The 20,093-nt window shown below is 24.0% G+C and carries 20 protein-coding genes and 3 tRNA genes; 10 read left to right on the top strand and 13 right to left on the bottom strand.

Annotation, left to right across the window (positions count from 1 at the left end; genetic code table 11):
* Window positions 1–7: 7 nt before the first annotated feature.
* The 5 genes from flgF to flgB are packed head-to-tail and all read right to left on the bottom strand — an operon-like array spanning window position 8 to window position 3,554.
* Complete coding sequence (flgF, locus tag FQV33_RS00670) at window positions 8–748, bottom strand: flagellar basal-body rod protein FlgF (RefSeq protein ID WP_158347689.1); 741 nt, start codon at window positions 746–748, stop codon at window positions 8–10.
* A 21-nt stretch (window positions 749–769) separates the two neighbouring features.
* The gene (locus FQV33_RS00665) at window positions 770–1,981 is read right to left on the bottom strand and encodes a flagellar hook protein FlgE (RefSeq protein WP_158347687.1); all 1,212 of its coding nucleotides are present in this window, start codon (window positions 1,979–1,981) and stop codon (window positions 770–772) included.
* Between the two features lie 51 nt (window positions 1,982–2,032).
* On the bottom strand, window positions 2,033–2,710 hold the full coding sequence (locus FQV33_RS00660) for a flagellar hook assembly protein FlgD (protein WP_158347685.1): 678 nt from the start codon (window positions 2,708–2,710) through the stop codon (window positions 2,033–2,035).
* Between the two features lie 11 nt (window positions 2,711–2,721).
* Entirely contained in the window at window positions 2,722–3,132 is a 411-nt protein-coding gene (flgC, locus tag FQV33_RS00655) for a flagellar basal body rod protein FlgC (protein ID WP_158347683.1), read from the bottom strand.
* Window positions 3,133–3,137: 5 nt separating this feature from the next.
* Entirely contained in the window at window positions 3,138–3,554 is a 417-nt protein-coding gene (flgB, locus tag FQV33_RS00650) for a flagellar basal body rod protein FlgB (protein ID WP_158347681.1), read from the bottom strand.
* Window positions 3,555–3,850: 296 nt separating this feature from the next.
* Here flgB and flgA point away from each other — a divergent pair, with 296 nt between their 5' ends.
* Entirely contained in the window at window positions 3,851–4,507 is a 657-nt protein-coding gene (flgA, locus tag FQV33_RS00645) for a flagellar basal body P-ring formation chaperone FlgA (protein ID WP_158347679.1), read from the top strand.
* 52 nt (window positions 4,508–4,559) lie between these two features.
* Window positions 4,560–4,964, top strand: a complete 405-nt coding sequence (gene flgN / locus FQV33_RS00640) for a flagellar export chaperone FlgN (RefSeq protein ID WP_158347677.1) — start codon at window positions 4,560–4,562, stop codon at window positions 4,962–4,964.
* 45 nt (window positions 4,965–5,009) lie between these two features.
* Here the strand turns inward: flgN and pyrC are convergent, their stop codons facing one another.
* Entirely contained in the window at window positions 5,010–6,053 is a 1,044-nt protein-coding gene (gene pyrC, locus FQV33_RS00635; RefSeq protein WP_158347675.1) for a dihydroorotase, read from the bottom strand.
* A gap of 159 nt (window positions 6,054–6,212) precedes the next feature.
* On the opposite strand from pyrC, the gene murJ reads away from it, so the two are divergent.
* Window positions 6,213–7,742 (top strand): murein biosynthesis integral membrane protein MurJ, encoded by a 1,530-nt coding sequence (murJ, locus tag FQV33_RS00630; RefSeq protein ID WP_158347673.1) that lies wholly within the window; start codon window positions 6,213–6,215, stop codon window positions 7,740–7,742.
* A gap of 185 nt (window positions 7,743–7,927) precedes the next feature.
* Window positions 7,928–8,956: an OmpA family protein gene (locus FQV33_RS00625; RefSeq protein ID WP_158347672.1), complete on the top strand. Its 1,029-nt coding sequence runs from the start codon at window positions 7,928–7,930 to the stop codon at window positions 8,954–8,956.
* 72 nt (window positions 8,957–9,028) lie between these two features.
* Here FQV33_RS00625 and FQV33_RS00620 read toward each other — a convergent pair.
* Window positions 9,029–9,113 (bottom strand) — tRNA-Ser (locus tag FQV33_RS00620).
* 183 nt (window positions 9,114–9,296) lie between these two features.
* Here FQV33_RS00620 and FQV33_RS00615 point away from each other — a divergent pair.
* Both FQV33_RS00615 and FQV33_RS00610 read left to right on the top strand, forming a co-directional pair.
* Window positions 9,297–9,367: transfer RNA gene (locus tag FQV33_RS00615), tRNA-Cys, on the top strand.
* 6 nt (window positions 9,368–9,373) lie between these two features.
* Window positions 9,374–9,461 (top strand) — tRNA-Leu (locus tag FQV33_RS00610).
* Window positions 9,462–9,470: 9 nt separating this feature from the next.
* Here the strand turns inward: FQV33_RS00610 and rsmC are convergent.
* Complete coding sequence (gene rsmC / locus FQV33_RS00605) at window positions 9,471–10,487, bottom strand: 16S rRNA (guanine(1207)-N(2))-methyltransferase RsmC (protein ID WP_158347671.1); 1,017 nt, start codon at window positions 10,485–10,487, stop codon at window positions 9,471–9,473.
* Window positions 10,488–10,738: 251 nt separating this feature from the next.
* On the opposite strand from rsmC, the gene minC reads away from it, so the two are divergent.
* The 3 genes from minC to minE are packed head-to-tail and all read left to right on the top strand — an operon-like array spanning window position 10,739 to window position 12,569.
* On the top strand, window positions 10,739–11,479 hold the full coding sequence (gene minC / locus FQV33_RS00600; protein WP_158347670.1) for a septum site-determining protein MinC: 741 nt from the start codon (window positions 10,739–10,741) through the stop codon (window positions 11,477–11,479).
* A gap of 23 nt (window positions 11,480–11,502) precedes the next feature.
* Entirely contained in the window at window positions 11,503–12,315 is an 813-nt protein-coding gene (gene minD / locus FQV33_RS00595) for a septum site-determining protein MinD (protein WP_158347669.1), read from the top strand.
* A 2-nt stretch (window positions 12,316–12,317) separates the two neighbouring features.
* Window positions 12,318–12,569 carry a cell division topological specificity factor MinE gene (gene minE / locus FQV33_RS00590; protein WP_158347668.1) on the top strand — a complete coding sequence of 84 codons (252 nt, stop codon included), beginning with the start codon at window positions 12,318–12,320 and terminating at the stop codon, window positions 12,567–12,569.
* 131 nt (window positions 12,570–12,700) lie between these two features.
* On the opposite strand, the gene tsaB is transcribed toward minE, so the two are convergent.
* From tsaB to zwf, 5 genes are all read right to left on the bottom strand, one after another.
* Entirely contained in the window at window positions 12,701–13,366 is a 666-nt protein-coding gene (tsaB, locus tag FQV33_RS00585) for a tRNA (adenosine(37)-N6)-threonylcarbamoyltransferase complex dimerization subunit type 1 TsaB (protein ID WP_158347667.1), read from the bottom strand.
* A gap of 94 nt (window positions 13,367–13,460) precedes the next feature.
* Window positions 13,461–15,014, bottom strand: coding sequence for a TerC family protein (locus FQV33_RS00580; RefSeq protein WP_158347665.1), 1,554 nt, complete (start codon window positions 15,012–15,014; stop codon window positions 13,461–13,463).
* A gap of 291 nt (window positions 15,015–15,305) precedes the next feature.
* Window positions 15,306–15,515, bottom strand: coding sequence for a cold shock-like protein CspC (gene cspC, locus FQV33_RS00575; protein WP_158347663.1), 210 nt, complete (start codon window positions 15,513–15,515; stop codon window positions 15,306–15,308).
* A 309-nt stretch (window positions 15,516–15,824) separates the two neighbouring features.
* The gene (htpX, locus tag FQV33_RS00570) at window positions 15,825–16,694 is read right to left on the bottom strand and encodes a protease HtpX (RefSeq protein ID WP_158347661.1); all 870 of its coding nucleotides are present in this window, start codon (window positions 16,692–16,694) and stop codon (window positions 15,825–15,827) included.
* A gap of 175 nt (window positions 16,695–16,869) precedes the next feature.
* On the bottom strand, window positions 16,870–18,342 hold the full coding sequence (gene zwf / locus FQV33_RS00565) for a glucose-6-phosphate dehydrogenase (protein WP_158347659.1): 1,473 nt from the start codon (window positions 18,340–18,342) through the stop codon (window positions 16,870–16,872).
* 282 nt (window positions 18,343–18,624) lie between these two features.
* On the opposite strand from zwf, the gene pyk reads away from it, so the two are divergent.
* Complete coding sequence (pyk, locus tag FQV33_RS00560; RefSeq protein ID WP_158347657.1) at window positions 18,625–20,070, top strand: pyruvate kinase; 1,446 nt, start codon at window positions 18,625–18,627, stop codon at window positions 20,068–20,070.
* The last annotated feature ends 23 nt before the right edge of the window (window positions 20,071–20,093 follow it).

The following is a 20,093-nucleotide window of genomic DNA, read 5'->3' as shown; positions in this document are numbered from 1 at the left end:
TATCCTTTTAATTATTAACATTAAATAATTGATTTGCTCGTTCTGTATTTTGATCGTACATTGATATCATTTTCATATTCATATCAAACGCTCTAGCATTTGATATCATATCAACCATGTTTTTAGTCGGATTAACATTACTTGCTTCTAATACTTCTGATTGTACACGTACAGTGTCATCGTGTGGTACTTTTAAATTTTGATTTAATGTATGATTTTTTAAATAAAACAGTCCATTATCTTTTTGAATAAGATTGTTTTTTGGAAAACGTACTAATTTTAATGATCCTATTGTTTTTTCAAAAATTTTATCTTCTTTTTCTTCGATTTTTTTAATTGTACCATCAGATAAAATTTTTATATTTATATTATTTGGTATTTTTATATCGCCTTGATTTATAACTACTTTGTAGTTTTGAATGGTAAGTTGTCCTTGTGCATTTATTTGTAAATGTCCATTTTTTGTATATGCTTCTTTTCCATTCATATCTTTTATTACTAACCAGCCATTTTCTTTAATAATTAGATCTAATTTTCTTTGTGTGTTAGTGAGTATACCTTCTGAAAAATTATAATATTTTTGTGTTTGCGTTTTATATAAATTATTTACATTTTCATTTTTTATTATCAAATTAAATGTTTCTTTAAAACCATTAGTAGATACATTAGCTAAATTGTTTGCAATAATATTTTGATTTTCTAATAATCGAATAGCTGCTTGCATTGATTGATAAATTGTATTTTCCATTAAAATACCTAATGTTTAAAATTATCTTAAATTAATTAATGTATTAATTATTTTATCTTCTGTTTTAAAAGCTTGTGCACTAGATTGATAATTACGTTGTGCTACAATCATATTAATTAATTCTTTATTTAAATCAACATTAGATGATTCTAAAGTTTTTGAAATCATAATTCCAAATCCTTTATCTCCTGCTATTCCAACGTTTTCATTTCCAGCTTCTTGAGTTGCAGACCAAACATTTCCACTTTCAGGTTTTAATTTTTCTGGGTTAACAAATTTTGATAAAAATATTTGTCCAATTTTTTCTATTTTTTGATTTGTATATTGCCCAATAATTTCACCATTATTTAAAATTTCAAAAGATTTTAAATTACCTTCTGGATACCCATTTTGAGAAAGTTGTATTGTATGATTATCATGTTCTGATTTTCTAAGTGTACATTCCATATTTAAAGTAAGATTTTTAAAAATTTTTGATTTAATTGGTATAGTTGAATCAGAAATTAATTTACCTTCAGAATCAAATTTTAAATGAATAGTATGATCAATTTTTTCGTCATTTGAATGATTTATATCATTTGAGTGAATTTTTAAAATCCATTCATTATCTCCTTTTGTAATAGAAATGCTTATAGTTTGAGGTTTTCCATTTTTATCATAAATAGTAATATCATTTGTTTCTAAATTTGATATATCGTCATCAGAACCTGTTATACTATTAGTAGAATTAGCATTTTCAATTAAATCTGCATTTAATTTAATTACATTTGTTTGTTTTGATTTAAGAATTTCAGATTTTTTTAAATTAATAGGTTCTAATTTAGATATATTATTTAGATCGTTGTGTAAATCAAATTGATTTTGACCAGTTAAATACATTCCTTCCATATTGACAATATTTTTATCTTTATCTAATAAAAATTGCCCATTTCTCGTATAATATACGTAACCTTTAGAATTTAATACTCTAAAAAAACCATCTTGCACAATACCTAAGTCTAAATCTCTTCCTGTTTGAACTAATATTCCATTGCTAAAATTTTGTCTCATGTTAGAAACGCCAACACCAGATCCGATTAATCTGTTAGAGTAAAATGAATTAGATACTATATCAAAAAAAGAAAGAGTACTAGATTTAAATCCAACAGTAGAAGCATTTGCTATATTATTAGATACAACATCTATGTTATTACTATTTGCCATTAATCCACTAATCGCTTCCATAGTTGACATATTTTTTATTCCTTAATAATTAATTTTTAAATTGTTTTAAATGTATAATATTTATTTAAAAATTTTACGAATTTTTGATAATGTTGTCGTTCCCATTACACCTAGATCTATTATAGGATCTCTAGAAGAAGTAATAATACTGTGTACTAATGCTTCACATAAAATTTGAATTGGAATATCTTTATCTTTATTTTTAGCTACTACACTGACATTGTATTTTCCAGTAGGAACAGTTTTTTTATCTAAATCTAAACCATCCCATATAAAGCTGTATACTCCAGGTTCTGTATTGTTGATTTTTTTTACATGTAAAACTTTCCCCTTTCCATCTAATATTTTGATTTCAACTGATGTTGCATAACTAATCAAATCTATTCCAAATTCTGTATTGATATCTTTAGTATGTACAATTTGTGAACTAGGTATCATCACGCGATGACCAATTAAAGAAGATATTTGAATGTTTTGATTTTGATTTATTTTATCAGAAAAGTTTCCTACAGTATTATTTAATCTTTCAATTCCAGTTGCTGTATTAATTTGTGCTAATTGCGATGTTAGTTCAGTATTTTTAATGGGATCAGTAGGATCTTGATTTTTAATTTGAGCAATTAATAAGCTTAAAAAATTATTTTGTAAATCTAATGGATTAGAAGCATGATTTAAATCATTAGTACTTTTATCAATTATATTATTATTTATAGAAGAATTAATATTAATATTACTCATTTTCTATTCCTTTATTCTCCGATAGATAATGTTTTTAATATCATATTTTTTACAGTTTTTAAGACTTCTATATTAGCTTGATACGCTCTTGAAGCAGAAATATGATCTATTGTTTCTGTAATTGGATTAGTATTAGACTTTAAAACATATCCTTTTGTATTAGACAACGGATTATTAGGATCATATATCATTTGTATTGGATTTTTATCATTAACGATTGCTGCTATTTTTACTCCTCCCACTCCTGTTTTATTCGAATTAGATGATTCAAAAATAACTCTTTTTGCAATATATGGATAATATTTGCCATTTTTGTATATTATACTTTCTGAATTTGCTAAATTTGTAGCAATAATATTTATTTTTTCTGATTGTGCAGTCATTGCCGAACCTGCAATGTTAAGTATATTAAATAAAGACATATTTTTTATCCTTTTAGTACATGTATTATATTTTTAATCTCATTTTTTATAAATATTAAATTTTCTTCATATTTTAAAGTATTTTTGATAAATTCAATTCGTTCTCGATTCATGTCTACTGTATTTCCATCAATCTTAATGTTTTTAGTTTTTATGGGTTCGATGGAAAATAAAGAAATATTATTTTTTTGTAATTTTGGTGTTAAATGATTCTCTGAAGTTCGTTGTAAGGTAATTTTAAAAGAATTAGAATTATTTTGTTTTAATATTTTTTTAAAAGCATCTTTAAAGTTAATATCCATTGCTTTATAGTTAGGTGTTTCAGAATTAGCTATATTAGATGATAAAATTTCTTCTCTTTTAGCATACAAATTTAATAAATTTTCATTTAAATTAAACATTTTATTTATTTTTTCAAACATATTCATGCCCTTAGTTGATTTTATCAACTTATTTTAAAAATAATAATATTGTTATATTCTATTTTCTTAATACCAAATATTCTAATATTCAAAATTTATTTTAAATTGATTTTAAAATTTAAACTTATAAATTATGATTATATTATAAATTTTTAAAAACTTTAAATTTTAAAACATATTTACATTAAATTTTTACTTAATATTTTTTATTAAAAACGAACTATTAAAATATATGATATTTATGTCATTCTTAATAAATTAAATGTCAATGAGCATTCTAGTTAATAAGGAAAAAAATGAAATTAGTAAAATTTTTTTTTGTTTTATTATTTTTTTTATCTTTTAAAATTAATGCTGATGATTTGATAAATCATTTAAATGAATTTTTTAAGCAAGAGTATTCTCTTAATATAAATAATTTTAAAATAATAGTACATACTCCATTTGAAAAAAAACAAATTTGCAAAAAACCATACTTTTTATTAGCTAATAATTTTTATAATTTTGGTTTATTTGATGTTTTATATGTTTGTAATCAGAAACATCAATTGTTAAAAGTAGAATTACAAGTCACAGGAGAATATATTATAGCAAATAAAAAAATTCTTCGGGGCACAAAAATAAGTGAATCTGATTTAAAAGTTAAAATAGGACGTTTAGATAAATTACCTAATGGAACTTATATAAATAAAAAAGATGTTATCAATAGGGTAAATTTACGTGATATTCTACCTTTCCAACCCATTACCTCTTTTATGACACGTGTATTTTGGACTGTTATATCAAATCAAGAAGTTACTGTGAAAATTAAAGGAAAGAATTTTGAAATTATTACTTTTGGTAAAGCATTAGATAATGCTGGTATTAAGGAAAAAGTACGTGTAAAAGTTAGAAATGGAAAGATTATTACTGGAGTAATTAATAAAAATAGAGAAGTAATAGTTGTTTTATAAAGTGAATAATATTATATTTTATAAATAGTACATTTTAAAAGATGGAAAATTAATGAAAAAATTAATCGATATTTTTCAAAAAATAGATAACATTCTTCTTTTATTAGATGAAACAATGCATGAAGAGTATAAAAATTTATTAAATCCTCATACTGATATGAAAAAATTATTTGCTATTATTGAAAAAAAACAGAATTTGTTACATAAATTAACTGATGCAAAAAAAATACGCATATCGCTTGAACAAAGTTATAATATTTTTCCTCCTTATTTAAAATTTAATAAATTAAATCATTATTCAAATCAAATAATTAATAAATGTATACTTTTGAACAAAATAAACCTTAAAAACAAAAAATTAACAAAAAACAAATTTTATTTAAATCAAAATTTTTTAAATGTTTATAAATCTTATAATAACTCGATTTATAATATTCATGGAAATTTAGATAATTAATATTTTCAAAATTTTTATAAAGATATTAAATAATTTTAGTGATATTTAAAGAATCGACCAATTCATTGTTTCACCGGATAAAAAGGGTGTAATAAAATCTTTTCCAACACTAACTTTTTTTAAAATTTTATAAGGTTTTTTTATTAATGTAATACTTTCTTTATTTATTGGTATATTATAAAAATTTGGTCCATTTTTTGAGCAAAAAGATTCAAAATGTTTTAATGCTTTCATTTGTTCAAAAATAGTAATATAACATAATAAAGATGATGGAGCATTGAATATTCCTGCACATCCAATTAAATTAATTTTATTTTTATGAAGATGTGGTGCGCTATCACTTCCTAAAAAAAATCTTGTGCTTCCATTAGATATGGCTGTTCTTAGAGCATTTTGATGTATATTTCTTTTTAAAATAGGTAAACAATACAAATTCGGTTGAATTCCATTGATAAACATATTGTTTCTATTTAGCATTAAATGATGAGGTGTAATAGTTCCTGCTAAATATGATGAATTATTTTCTTCAATATAATCAACAGCTTCTTTAGTAGTAATATGTTCTAATATTATTTTTAGTTCTGGAAATATTTTACGTAATGGGATTAGTGTTTTTTCAATAAATTTAGCTTCTCGGTCATAAATATCAATATTAAAATTATTTTCTTCTCCATGAATTAGTAATGGCATTTTAATTTTTTGCATAATTTCTAATATATGAAAAATTTCACTAATTTTAGTTATACCTGTTTTTGAGTTTGTTGTAGATTGATTAGGATATAATTTAGCTCCTATGAATATTTTTTTAGAAAAACCGTATTGTAGTTCTTGTAAAGAAGTTTCTTTTGTTAAATAACAAGTCATTAATGGTTCAAATGTAGTAGTTAATTCAGATGCATCTATAATTCTACGCTTATAAGCAATAGCTCTCTTACAATTAATAATAGGTTTTTTAAGATTAGGCATGATTATTGCACGTTTATAAAATAATTGAGTATATTTTAAAACTTTTTTTAAAATTTTTTCATCTCTGAGATGAAGATGCCAATCATCAGGTTTAATTATTTTTATTTTGTTTAAAGAGGACATTTTTGAATGATTTAGTTTAAGGATAATAAATATTATTTAATGATATTTTATTTTATAGCATGTTCAATATTTCATAAGCAAGAAAATTTTATTCATGTTTAAAATAAAATATTTTTTAAATTCAAATTATAATATTTGAACTTTTTAGGTTAGTTTAAGATGAATCTTTTAAAATCTTTATTTTCTCTTAGTTTTATGACATTGATATCACGTATATTAGGTTTTTTTAGAGATCTCATAATTGCTCACATTTTTGGTGTTTCTATTTATACTGATGCTTTTTTTGTAGCTTTTAAGATTCCAAATTTATTACGTCGATTATTTTTTGAAGGTGCTTTTTCACAATCTTTTATTCCTATTTTAATATATTATAAATCAAATAAAAAAATAAAATATACAAAAGATTTTATTGCATCTTTATCAGGTTTAATTATTGTTTTGTTATCTATTATAATAATATTAGGAATAACATTTTCTGATGATTTAATTAAATTTAGTGCGCCAGGTTTTACTCAATCACTTCAAAAATTTAAAATATCTTGTACTTTATTAGAAATTATGTTTCCTTATGTTTTATTAGTTTCTTTGTCTTCTTTATATTCTTCTATTTTAAATAGTTGGAATTATTTTTCTATTCCTGCATTTGCACCATGTATTTTAAATATTACGATTATTATTTTTTCTATTTTTTTTAATAGTTTTTTTAAACCTTCAATTCTAATATTAGCTTGGTCTGTTATTGTGGGAGGAGTTATTCAATTAGTATATCAACTTCCATATTTGTCACAAATAAATATGCTAATATTTCCAAAATTTAATTTTAAAGATATTGGTCTTTTAAAAGTATTAAAAAAAATAGGTCCATCTCTTATTGGGTCGTCTGCAAATCAAATTTCTTTAATTTTTAATACTATTTTTAGTTCATTATTAAGTTCAGGTTCTATATCTTGGATGTATTATGCTGATAGATTAATTGAATTTCCAATAGGTATACTAGGTGTTTCTTTAAGTACAATTTTATTTACATCTTTATCAAAAAGTTATTCAAAAAATAAATTAAAAGAGTATAAGCAATTACTTAATTGGGGCTGTCGTATTGCTTTAATTTTGTCTTTACCTGCTTCTATTGTATTATTTATTCTTGCGAAACCATTGATTGTTATTTTATTTCAATATGGAAAATTTACAGATTTTGATGTGTTGATGACACAAAAGGCATTAGAATTATATTCTTTTGGTTTAGTTTCTTTTGTTTTAGTTAAAATTTTATCTTCAGCTTTTTATGCATCCCAAGAAATACATATTCCAACACGAATTTCGCTTTTTACTTTATTGATAACACAAATATTAAATCCATGTTTAATTTTCTATTTCCAACATGCAGGTTTAGCTTTATCTTTTAGCATATCTGGATGGATAAATTGTTTCTTATTATATTGGAAACTATATCAAAAAAGACTGATTTATTTTAATTTTAATGAATTAATGTTTATTTTCCGTTTATTAATTGCAATATTTTCTATGACATTTGTCTTAATTTTTATGTTATATTTTATACCTCTATATGGTATTAATTCTTTTGTTACTAAAATAATACGTTTATTTACAATCTTATTCATTACTGGAATAATTTATTTAATTAGTTTATATTTTTTAGGAATATCTTTTTTAAATAATTTGAATAAATAAAAAATAAAATTTCAATTTCAATATATATTATATAAATAATATAAACATATAATAAATGATATAAACATATTGATTTATATTATTAATATAATATTTATTATATAATAAAAAATGAATTATAATTTATTTTAACAATCATTTATTTTTTTAATTCTTTTTAATTTATCTCAAAACGGAGTTTTCAAATGAAAAAAAGAGCTCTTGCTATTCTAGTTTTATTAGTAAGCTTAGTTAGTAGTGTACAATCAAAAAGTAATGATGGATGGTATTTAGGTGCTAAAGTTGGATGGTCTAATTTTAATCTTTTAAAATATAAAGAAGTTCAATCTTTAAGTAATGATAAAAATACAAATGCTCCTGTTTTTGGATTATTTTTAGGATATGACTTTAATCCATATTTTGGTTTAGAAATAGAAAATGATACAACTGGAGTATCTCCTCATTTAATGTTCCAAAAATCTAAAGACATTATGCAAGCTAATAATGTTCAAATTTCAACAAAATTATCATATCCTATTTCAGATGATTTCCGACTATATACGCGATTAGGAGGGATGATGTTTTGGGAAAATCTAACATCTAAATCAGATTTAAAAACTATTGTAAGTAAGCATAGTTTGTTATTTCCTAGTTTATCTTTAGGTGCAGAATATATTTTTAATGATGAATTTATTACTCGCTTTGATTATACATGGAAAAGTAGTGTGGAAAAACTTATGAATTTATCAAAACCTACTTTAGGAGATGCAGTTATTTCTTTTGCATGGAAATTTGGAAAATCTAATATTAATGATATATTTACATCATATACACCAGAAACATCTCCTAACAAACAATATATTGCACTGAATGATAATATTAATTTTCCTTTTAATAGTACAGAATTAAGACCTATATCTTATGATAAATTAAAAAAAATTGACAATGAAATAAATAATATTAAATCAAAAAATATTTATATTACACTTTCAGGTCATACAGATAGAATAGGTAACAAAGAATATAATCAAAGATTATCTGAAGATCGTGCGTATAGTATTAAAAATTATTTTACTGCTCATGGAATATCTGAAAATCAAATAAATATTCAAGGAATGGGAAATCAGTACCCTTTAACTGATCAAGTATGTAAAGGTATAAAGAGTAGACCTTTATTAATTAGTTGTTTAGCGCCTGATCGTCGCGTAGAAATTGAGGTTGCTGCTAATCAATAATATTTTTTAATTTGATTTTTTGAGGAGATATTATTAATTAATTATATTAATTAATTATATTTAATAGTTTTTCGGAGAGAGAGAGATTCGAACTCTCGGATGATTTCTCATCGGCGGTTTTCAAGACCGCTGCCTTAAGCCACTCGGCCACCTCTCCATCATATTATAAATATTTAATTTAATCTCAATTAATTAATTATAGAATATTAATTCTAAAACATTCTATTGCAAAATGTAAAGATAATTTTTTTACTTTAATAAAACTTTTATATAAATATTTTCATATTTATAAAATTTTGTTTGTAATTTTATTTTTTTTTTTCTATAATAAAGAAAATAAGGCGTGTTGACAGATTGGCTATGTAGCGGATTGCAAATCCGTATAACCCGGTTCGATTCCGGGATACGCCTAAAAAAGCCCGGATGGTGAAATTGGTAGACACAAGGGACTTAAAATCCCTCGGCTTTAAAAGCTTTGCGGGTTCAAGTCCCGCTCCGGGTACCATTTTCACAATTAATTTAATAAAGCTTGATACACTTTGTATAGACTCGTTTTATTAATAATACTAAATTTTTTAAAATTTTTCTTTAAAATAAAATCATAATTAAAACAGCTATTCACAACAAATCTTAGCTCACCTCTGTATTTTAAGTATTTTACAGCATCAATTATAATATTGTTAATTATATTAAAATTTACTTTTAAATCATCATGGAATGGTGGATTTGATATAATTAAATCAAATTTATTAGATATATTAGAGTAAAGATTACTAGATAGAACTTGTGCTTTTAGTTGATTAGAAACAAGAGTTTCTTGGCTTGATAATATTGCAGATTCTTTATTATCTATCATAGTTACAAAAGAATTTGGTGATTTTTTTAATAAATACGCTGATAAGAATCCGGATCCACATCCTATATCTAATATTTCACCATGAATATTTTTAGAAAAAGTACAAGCAAGCATTTGACTGCCTAAATCTATTTTTTTATAACCAAAAACTCCTGGTAAACATTTTATATATAAATCTTTCCAAATATGTGTTTTAAAAAAATTTTTTAATATGAATTTTGTTTTATATTTAAGAATACCTGAAAATAAAATAGAATGTTTTGCACTGTCTAATTTTTTTAGTTTTGTCCATTTTTCTAATATTTTTATTGAACTTTTTACACCGCTTGAGTTATTTCCTACAATAAAAATTTCAGTTCCAATAGAAAAACAAGATAATAGGTTATATAATTGAAATTTTGCTTCTGATTTACTTTTAGGCCAATAGTAAATAAGTGTATTATAATTTTTTACAACTTTTTCTGATACAAGTAAATTATAATATATATTAGGTTTATTAATATTTTGTGTTTTATTTATGTAAACATTATCATTTATACTAAGGTGTAGACCTGTTTTTATACTAGATAAATATTTTGGTAACTCATCTTGTATATTGCCTGAAAAAAAAATTTTTTTATTTTTAAAAATATTTTGATGACGTAAAATAATTTGACTATTTTGAGAAAATAACAAGATTTTAATTTTCCTTATAAAGTTTATATTAAAATATTTAATATTTTTTATTAACTTATAGAATTGATATAAATTTTGTATGATATTAATTGTATTTAAATATTTTGAATTATCTAAAAACTCTAAAAAATAGAAATTGTTATCAAATGATATTTATATTATAATTTAATTAAATCCATTATTAATTAGTTTTTAAAAATAATACATGTACATTTAATATGCATATAAATATAAATTATTGAGCAATATATATGCAAAAAACGTCTATTGAAATAAAAGGTAGTAATTTCACATTATTAGTATTATACCTAAAGAGTAATAATATAGATTTAATTAATAAGTCATTATATAAAAAAATTCAAGAATATCCTCAATTTTTTAAAAATGCACCTATTATTCTTAATGTATCACATTTATCATTAAATCAAACAAATTGGAGAAAAATACAAGAAGTTGTTATTTCACACAGTTTTTTTATTGTAGGTGTAACTGGTTGTAAAGACAAATATCTTAAAAAAATTATTATTGATTCAGGTTTACCTGTTTTATTAGAAGGAAAAACAACAGAAAATACAGAAAATAATATCAATAAAAACATTAGTTTTTTTTATAAAAAACATAATTTTGAAAATACAATTAATACAAGAATAACAAAAAAGACAGAAAAAACACATATTATAAACACACCTGTTCGTTCAGGTCAAAAAATATATGCTAAATATTCTGATTTAATAGTCACAAATAATGTGAGTGCTGGAGCTGAATTAGTTGCTGATGGAAATATTCATATTTATGGATCAGTACGAGGTAGAGTACTTGCAGGCGCTAATGGAGATATTACAAGCAATATATTTTGTACAACATTATTTGCTGAATTATTATCAATATCTGGTGAATACTGGTTATCAGATCAAATACCATTAAAATTTATTGGAAAATCAGCTCAAATTTATTTAAGTAATAAAGTTTTAACTATAAATTCTCTTAGTTAAGTGTATTTTTAGGAACTTTTTATATGACACGGATTATTGTAGTTACTTCAGGGAAAGGAGGTGTAGGTAAAACTACTTCAAGTGCTGCTATTGCTACTGGTTTGGCAAAAAAAGGGAAAAAAACTGTTGTTATAGATTTTGATATAGGTTTAAGAAATTTAGATTTAATTATGGGATGCGAACGTAGAGTAGTATATGACTTTGTTAATGTTATTCAAGGTGAGGCAAAAATTAATCAAGCTTTAATTAAAGATAAAAAAACAAAAAATTTATTTATTTTACCAGCATCTCAAACTCGAGATAAAGATGCTTTAACATATTTAGGAGTTGAAAAAGTTTTAAATGAGTTAATTAAAATGGATTTCGATTTTATCATTTGTGATTCACCTGCCGGGATTGAGAAAGGAGCTATTTTATCATTATATTTTGCAGATGAAGCTATTATTACTGCAAATCCAGAAGTTTCTTCAGTTCGTGATTCCGATCGAATATTAGGAATTATATCATCTAAATCAAAAAGATCCGAACAGAATAATACTCCTATTAAGGAGTACCTTTTATTGACACGTTATAATCCAACACGAGTTAAAAACGGTGAAATGTTAAGTATGAATGATGTATTAGATATACTTCGTATACCAATTATTGGTGTAATTCCTGAAGATACTTCTGTGTTAAGAGCATCAAATCAAGGAGAATCTGTGATTTTAGATAACAATTCTAATGCAGGACATGCTTATTTTGATACAGTAAACAGATTGCTAGGTGAATATCATAAATTTCGTTTTATTGAAGAAGAAAAAAGAAGTTTTTTACGACGTTTATTCGGGAGATAGATATGGCTTTATTAGATTTTTTTTTATCCCGGAACAAAAACACTGCTCACGTAGCTAAAGAAAGATTGCAAATTATTGTTGCAGAACGAAGAAAATTTCAAAATGAACCAGATTATTTTCCACAATTAAAACGTGAAATACTTTCTGTAATTTGTAAATATGTAAACATAGAACCTAATATGGTCACAATACAGTTAGAACAAAAAAATGAAGAAATTTCTATATTAGAGTTGAATGTTGTTTTACCGGATTGACAATTTATAACAATTATATAAAAATTAAAATAATTTATCAAATTTAATCTATATTAAATATAATAATTAGATCAATACTGAAGTATATTTAGTATTTCAGTATTGACATTTTTATATTGAAATATGTGTATTTAAAAAATATTATTTAAATAATTAGGAACTACTTCAGTAGCATGTAAGAAGTTTTTGTTTTTTATATTAAATAAAGAAAATGGGATAATATCTTTTGCATTAGGTGATATAACTTTTATTTTTTTAAATTTTACAAAATCTTTGCATTTCATTTTTTCCCATCCATCACCAACAAGTAACCAATCATTATTAAAATATTTGATTTTTTTTTTAATTTCATCAAAATTAAGCAAAGATTCTGTTTTTTCTCCAATCCATAATAATTTTTTATCTCTAGTATATTTAGCCCAATATACCTTATCAGTTTTAGCATGAATAGCAATTAGTATTTTTTTTTGATTATATTTTCTCCACGCTTTTTCAGCTATAACGGATAAAGTTGAAATTCCTAAAATAGGAATTTTTAAACTTAAAGATAAACTTTGTGCAATACCTGTCGAAATTCGTATTCCAGTAAAATTACCTGGTCCTTTTGAAAAAGCTATATAATTAATTTCTGTAAGCTTTATATTCGAAATTAATAATATTTTATGAATCATTGGTAATATTTTTATAGTATGTTCTTTATTGCATTTATCTGATAATGTATATATATTTTTTTTTTTATATATAGCTACTGAGCAATAATTAATTGAAGTATCAATTGCTAAAATTATATTAGACATGCTTTTCTCAATATTCAAAACTCATTTATTTTATAATAGAAAATTTATTTTTTAAAAAATACAATAATTTTGATTTTTTAATATCATTAATATTTTAATGTTTAATAATTCTAACTAAATCAATACGATATTCTGTTGCTTTAACAATATGAAAAGCAAAAGAATTAATATTAATTATTTCTCCGGGGATAGGTAATTGGCCGTTTTGAGCTATTAGCAATCCTCCTAAAGAAGCACAATCGTCTTCTTGAATAAGTTCTTTTGTATTTAGTAGTTGTTGTAACGAATGTAAATCTGTTTCTCCTTTGACCAACCAGCTGTTCTGTTCTTTTATAATATCTGGTGTTTCATCAGCATCTGGAAACTCTCCAGCTATGGCTTCTAAAACATCTAATGGAGTAATTAAACCTTGTACTACACCGAATTCATTACTAACGATTACAAAACTTCCTTGAGCACGACGAAGTACACCTAGAAGATTTATAGGATCAAGAGTATCAGGTATAATTATAGGTGGTATTTGGGCAGCAAACTTATAAACATCTATATTTTTTTCAATAGCTACTAATAATTCTTTAGCACGTACAATACCAATAATTTCATCTAATTCACCTTTACAAACTGGAAATAAACTGTGAGGTGTATCTAGTAATTGAGTTCGAATTTCGTTGGTATTTTTTTCTGTATTAACCCAAGATATATTACTTCTTGGTGTCATAATACTTTTAATTGATCGTCCTGCTAACGTAAGTACTCCATTAATCATATACTTTTCTTCATCTTTAAACATTTCTGTTTCTAATGAAGGAACAATAGATGTTTTTTCATTATTATCTAATTGTGCTTTTTGATTATTTTTGTTTTGATTTTTTTCTCTTATCATTAATCGTAAAATTGCTTCAGCAGCTCTTTGTCTCATGGGTTTCCTAGATTGATTTTTCATAAAGTTATGTCGAGCTATTTGATTGAATATTTCAATTAAAATTGAAAATCCTATAGCTGCATATAAATATCCTTTTGGGATAGAAAATTTTAATGCTTCTGCAACTAAACTAAAACCAATCATTAATAAAAAACTAAGACATAAAACTACAACAGTTTGATGTAAATTAATAAAATTCGTTAATGCTTTTGAAGCTAATAACATAAGTATTGTAGCTAATATAACTGCAATCATCATAATTAATAATTGATTAACCATTCCCACTGCTGTAATAATAGCATCTAATGAAAAAACTGCATCTAGTACAACAATTTGAATAACTACAGCCCAAAATCCAGCATAATTTTTATTTTCTGTGTTTTCATGATCTTCATTTTCTAATCGTTCATGAAGTTCAATTGTAGCTTTAAACAACAAGAATAACCCGCCGATAAGTAAAATTAAATCACGAACTGATAAGGCAAAAAATCTATTATTAATAATCGGAGAAGTTAATGTTACAACCCAAGATATTAGTGACAATAATCCCAATCTCATTATCAATGCAAACCCTAAACCAATCAAACGTGCTTTATCTCTTTGATTGGGTGGTAATTTTTCTGATAAAATTGCTACAAAAATTAAATTATCAATTCCTAGCACTACTTCTAAAACAACTAGTGTTAATAAGCCGGCCCAAGTTGACGGTTCTAAAAAAAAATCCATCAGAAAAACTCCGTAGAAAAAAATAGGACAGCGTAGTATTTAATATATTAATATTACATGTTTTATTTTTAAGAAGATTAAAAAATCATTTAGATATAACTAGATCATATGTTTGAATAAACAGATTTTGAGAGAATTTATCTGCAAAGTTAAAATATTATATACTGAAATAATTTAATTTACGGACTATTGATTATTTGATAGTTTTTAATTATTAGAAAATTTATATTTAGAAAATAAGCCCTCTGATTTTTAGCAGAGGTCTTGTATAAAAGATTTTATTTATTTTTTTTATATAGAACATACGTTAATAGCAGAAGGACCTTTTTGTCCATCTTGAATTTCAAATTCAACATTTTGTCCTTCTGATAGTGTTTTAAAACCATTTCCTTGAATAGATGAAAAATGCACAAAAACATCTTTAGTTCCATTTGATGGCGTAATAAAACCAAAACCTTTAGATTCGTTAAACCACTTAACTTGACCTTTAATCTTACTCATTTTTTTTCCTTTGAAATTATTAATTTTTTGATTATGTTCAGAAATTAGAAACATTACTGCATGAGGCATGAATTTAAGATTTTTTAAGAAAAGTTTTTAACGTCTTCTACTCTAAAATTTTTTAATTTTAAAATGCCATGCATAAACAGAATTGTTGCTTTTTTCAACTATAATTTTTTTTTCCTAATGATTATAAACGTTTTTATATAAAAAAACAAGCTTAAAAAAATCTAAAAAAGATAAATTTTATTGAATATTTTCTCTTAATAGATATATTTCTACTAAGAGAAATTTTTTATTCGATTTATTTTACATGTATTTTCCACTATTTAAAGCTTGTATTCTTTTATCTACAGAAGGATGCGAAGCAAACAATTCAACAGTTGATTTAGATTTTCCATTAATACAAAACGCAATAATGCTATCAGATTCTTGTGGTTCATAACTTGATTTTAATTTATTTAATGCAGCAATCATTTTTTCACGACCAACTAATTTCGCAGAACTAGCATCAGCGTAAAATTCTCGATGCCTAGAAAACCACATAGTTATAACACTTGCAAACATGCCAAATGTTATTTCTAATATTGTTGAAATTATAAATAAAAAAAATGAATTTTTTTCATTTTCATCATTATTACTTAAGAATGTATTATTTAATATTTGTGAAATAATACGAGATATAAAAATAACAAAGGTATTCACTACTCCTTGTATTAAACTCATGGTAATCATATCACCATTAGCAATATGACTGATTTCATGTCCAAGAACTGCTTCTGCTTCATTTCGAGTCATGTTTTCTAGTAACCCTGAAGATACTGCAATTAATGCTGAATTACGTCGAGGACCTGTTGCAAATGCATTAATACCAACAGCATCATATGTTGCAATTTGAGGTGTTTTTATTCCTTTTTTTATTGCTTGTTTTCGTATGGTTTCAATTAGCCATTTTTCTGTATCATTACTAGGAGATTTAATTACTCTACCGTTTACTGAACGTAATGCAATCCATTTAGATATAAGAAGTGATACAAGCGAACCACTAAAACCAAATAAACCAGAAATAATTAATATACCATAAATGCTTTCAGAATTAATTCCTGTTATCGCAAGAATGAGAGCAAATGTTGATGTAACCGCTAAGTTAGTTAATAAGAAAAGAATAATACGTATCATAAGATATTATTTTCCTCAATTCAGGCAAAATAGTATTTTTTGAAATTAATTTAAAAAATAATAGTTATATAAATAATTTAAGTTTAAATGCAAATTTAAATTAAATATTTAAAAAATATTTTAAACCTAACATAGTTTTCTTAAAAAAGTCAAGATAGATGAATTAATTGTATTTTTAATCAAATTTATGCCAATTTCTTCCATCTTTTCTAATTATTTTATCTGAATTTTTTGGCCCCCATGTACCTGCAGCATATAATTGAAGACTATTTTTTTTAGTTTTTTTCCAAGCGTCTATAATTGGGTCAATCCATTTCCATGCTTCTTCTGTTTCTTCACGACATACAAATAAAGATTGTACTCCTTTCATGCTTTCTAATAAAAGTCTTTCATAAGCATCAATTTGGTTGTGAGTTTTTTTGATAGAAGAATTTGATTCAATTCTATTATTTGTTAATTCATATATTTCATTTAGTCCTGATATTTTTTTTAAAAAATCTATTTTAATACTTTCATTAGGCTCTAATCGTATAATTAATTTATTTTGAGATAAATTATTATTATGTTTTTTGAATAAGTTAATCGGCATATTTTTAAACACAATTACTATTTCTGAATATTTATGTGCTAATCTTTTACCTGTTCTTAAATAAAATGGTACATTAAACCATTTATCACTTTTAAGTTCAACTTTGATGCATACAAATGTTTCAGTTTGGCTTTTTGGGTTTGCACCATTTTCTTCTAAATATGCAGGTACTTTTTTACCGTTAATATTACCAGAAATATATTGACCTCGTACAGTTTGATTATTTATGTTTTCTATATCAATAGTTTTTAAAGCACGTAAAATTTTTATTTTCTCATTTCGAATATTTTCTGATGAGATATCTTTTGGTTGATCCATTGTAATTATAGTTAATATTTGTAAAAGATGATTCTGAACCATATCTCTTGTTTGTCCCATTTCATCAAAGTAGTTCCATCTATTTTCAATACCTACTTCTTCAGATACAGTAATTTGAATATGATCAATAATTTGATTATTCCAATTATTAAAAAATAATAAATTAGCAAAACGTAAAGAAAAAAGATTTAATATTGATTCCTTTCCTAAATAATGATCAATTCTGAAAATTTGTGATTCTAAAAAATATTTAGATATTTGATCATTAATTTCTTTGCATGTTTTTAAACATGTACCTAAAGGCTTTTCTATTATGATTCTTGATGGAAATAAATTTAAACCAATTTTTCCTAAGCCTTTAAAAATAGCATTAAAAGCACTTGGAGGTACAGCGCAATAATAAATAATTGTGTTTTTTGTTTGATCTAATATTTTTTTTAATTTTATAAAATAAAGATCTTTATAAACATCAATATTAAAAAAATGTAAACGTAAACTTAATTTATTCCAAACATTGTTATCAATGTCTTCTTTTAAAAATTTTTTAATTGCTATTTTTACTATTTTTATATATTCTTCTTTAGTCCAATCAGCACGACCTGCTCCAATTATACGTGTATCAGGATGTATTTTTTTAAATTTTTCTAATTTATACAAAGCAGGTAATAATTTCCTTCTAGCCAAGTCTCCTTTTGTCCCAAAAATAACCAAATCGCAAGCTTGAGTGATTTCTGTAATCATAAATTTTCTCTTTTTTTGAAATATAATATTTTTATACGTTTTAACAATTTAAAAAAAATAATAAACTATTTTTAAAATTAATTACTATTAAAATAAACATTGTTTAAGATTTTTTATTTGATATCAGGTATATTAATATTAAATCTAAAACTATTTTTATTAATTTTTGATAATAAATAAATATAAATATATGCTTGATACTTTTTATATTTTTTAGAAAAATTAGTTTTATATAAAATATATTGGATAATATTGAAATTAAATAAATTAATAGAGGTTTTTATGTTAACTCGTTTAAGAAGAACTAAAATTGTTGCTACTTTAGGACCTTCTACTGATCAAGGTAATAATCTTAAAAAAATTATTACAGCTGGAGTAAATGTTCTTCGTTTAAATTTTTCTCATGGTTCTCCTGATGAACATATAAAAAGAGCAAAAAAAGCAAGAGATATAATGTTAGATTTAAATTGTAATATTGCTTTACTTGGTGACTTACAAGGACCTAAAATCAGAATTTCTAAATTTAAAAAAAACAGTATTGTACTTTATAAAAATTCAGTTTTTATATTAGATTCAAATTTACAAGATAGTGATGGAAATCAAGAAAGAGTGGGCATTGATTATAAGAGATTACCACACGATTTAAATATTAATGATATTTTACTCTTAGATGATGGTAAAATACAACTAAAAGTATTTAAAGTTACAGATTTTGAAATATTTACTAAAGTTCTTATAGGAGGTATTTTATCCAATAATAAAGGTATTAATAAATTGGGTGGTGGATTATCAGCAGATGCTTTAACAGAAAAAGATAGAAAAGATATAATACTTGCTTCTAAAATAGATGTAGATTATTTAGCTATATCTTTTCCTAGATGTGGAGAAGATTTAAAAAAAGCAAGATTTTTATTAAATCAAGCTGGCAGTCAAGCTAAAATTATAGCAAAAATAGAACGTGCAGAAGCTGTAAGCACTCAAAATGCTATAGAAGATATAATATTATCTTCAGATGCTATTATGATTGCTAGAGGAGATTTAGGAGTAGAAATTGGAGATGCAGAGCTTGTAGGTATTCAAAAAAACTTAATTAGAAGTGCTAGAAAATTAAATAAAGTAGTTATCACTGCTACTCAAATGATGGAATCTATGATTTTCAATCCATTACCTACTCGCGCAGAAGTTATGGATGTTGCAAACGCTGTATTAGATGGAAGTGATGCAGTCATGTTATCTGCTGAAACTGCTTCTGGACAATACCCATCTGAAACTGTTCTAAATATGGCAAAAGTTTGTATGGGAGCTGAAAAAATACCAAGTATTAATGTATCTAGGCATCGTATTAATATAAAGTTTAATGATATAGAAGAAGCAATTGCTATGTCAGCTATGTATGCAGCAAATCATTTAAATGGTATTGCAGCAATTATTACCATGACAGAATCTGGAAAAACAGCTTTAATGACTTCTCGGATTACATCTGGATTGCCTATTTTTGCTTTATCTAAACATAAAAAAACTTTAAACTTATCAACTCTATATAGAGGGGTGGTTCCTATTTATTTTAATAGTAAAAAAGATGGAGTTCAAGCTGCTAATGAAGCTATAATGTTGTTATGTAAAAAAGGTTTCTTATGCAATAACGATTTAGTTATTGTAACTCAAGGTGATATAATGGGAACAACAGGAAAAACAAATACTAGTAGAATTTTAAAAGTAGTTTATTAAATTTAAATTATACAAATTAGATA

This window comes from Buchnera aphidicola (Aphis fabae), from assembly GCF_009069125.1.
In the GTDB taxonomy this organism is placed as follows: domain Bacteria; phylum Pseudomonadota; class Gammaproteobacteria; order Enterobacterales; family Enterobacteriaceae; genus Buchnera; species Buchnera aphidicola_BB.
This window is presented reverse-complemented; position numbering and strand designations above follow the sequence as displayed.

What these genes read in the sequence shown, in the direction of transcription:
- flgF (WP_158347689.1), bottom strand. Translation starts at nt 748, where the DNA reads ATGGAAAATACAATTTATCAATCAATGCAAGCAGCTATTCGATTATTA.
- FQV33_RS00665 (WP_158347687.1), bottom strand. Translation starts at nt 1,981, where the DNA reads ATGTCAACTATGGAAGCGATTAGTGGATTAATGGCAAATAGTAATAAC.
- FQV33_RS00660 (WP_158347685.1), bottom strand. Translation starts at nt 2,710, where the DNA reads ATGAGTAATATTAATATTAATTCTTCTATAAATAATAATATAATTGAT.
- flgC (WP_158347683.1), bottom strand. Translation starts at nt 3,132, where the DNA reads ATGTCTTTATTTAATATACTTAACATTGCAGGTTCGGCAATGACTGCA.
- flgB (WP_158347681.1), bottom strand. Translation starts at nt 3,554, where the DNA reads ATGTTTGAAAAAATAAATAAAATGTTTAATTTAAATGAAAATTTATTA.
- flgA (WP_158347679.1), top strand. Translation starts at nt 3,851, where the DNA reads ATGAAATTAGTAAAATTTTTTTTTGTTTTATTATTTTTTTTATCTTTT.
- flgN (WP_158347677.1), top strand. Translation starts at nt 4,560, where the DNA reads ATGAAAAAATTAATCGATATTTTTCAAAAAATAGATAACATTCTTCTT.
- pyrC (WP_158347675.1), bottom strand. Translation starts at nt 6,053, where the DNA reads ATGTCCTCTTTAAACAAAATAAAAATAATTAAACCTGATGATTGGCAT.
- murJ (WP_158347673.1), top strand. Translation starts at nt 6,213, where the DNA reads ATGAATCTTTTAAAATCTTTATTTTCTCTTAGTTTTATGACATTGATA.
- FQV33_RS00625 (WP_158347672.1), top strand. Translation starts at nt 7,928, where the DNA reads ATGAAAAAAAGAGCTCTTGCTATTCTAGTTTTATTAGTAAGCTTAGTT.
- minC (WP_158347670.1), top strand. Translation starts at nt 10,739, where the DNA reads ATGCAAAAAACGTCTATTGAAATAAAAGGTAGTAATTTCACATTATTA.
- minD (WP_158347669.1), top strand. Translation starts at nt 11,503, where the DNA reads ATGACACGGATTATTGTAGTTACTTCAGGGAAAGGAGGTGTAGGTAAA.
- minE (WP_158347668.1), top strand. Translation starts at nt 12,318, where the DNA reads ATGGCTTTATTAGATTTTTTTTTATCCCGGAACAAAAACACTGCTCAC.
- tsaB (WP_158347667.1), bottom strand. Translation starts at nt 13,366, where the DNA reads ATGTCTAATATAATTTTAGCAATTGATACTTCAATTAATTATTGCTCA.
- FQV33_RS00580 (WP_158347665.1), bottom strand. Translation starts at nt 15,014, where the DNA reads ATGGATTTTTTTTTAGAACCGTCAACTTGGGCCGGCTTATTAACACTA.
- cspC (WP_158347663.1), bottom strand. Translation starts at nt 15,515, where the DNA reads ATGAGTAAGATTAAAGGTCAAGTTAAGTGGTTTAACGAATCTAAAGGT.
- htpX (WP_158347661.1), bottom strand. Translation starts at nt 16,694, where the DNA reads ATGATACGTATTATTCTTTTCTTATTAACTAACTTAGCGGTTACATCA.
- zwf (WP_158347659.1), bottom strand. Translation starts at nt 18,342, where the DNA reads ATGATTACAGAAATCACTCAAGCTTGCGATTTGGTTATTTTTGGGACA.
- pyk (WP_158347657.1), top strand. Translation starts at nt 18,625, where the DNA reads ATGTTAACTCGTTTAAGAAGAACTAAAATTGTTGCTACTTTAGGACCT.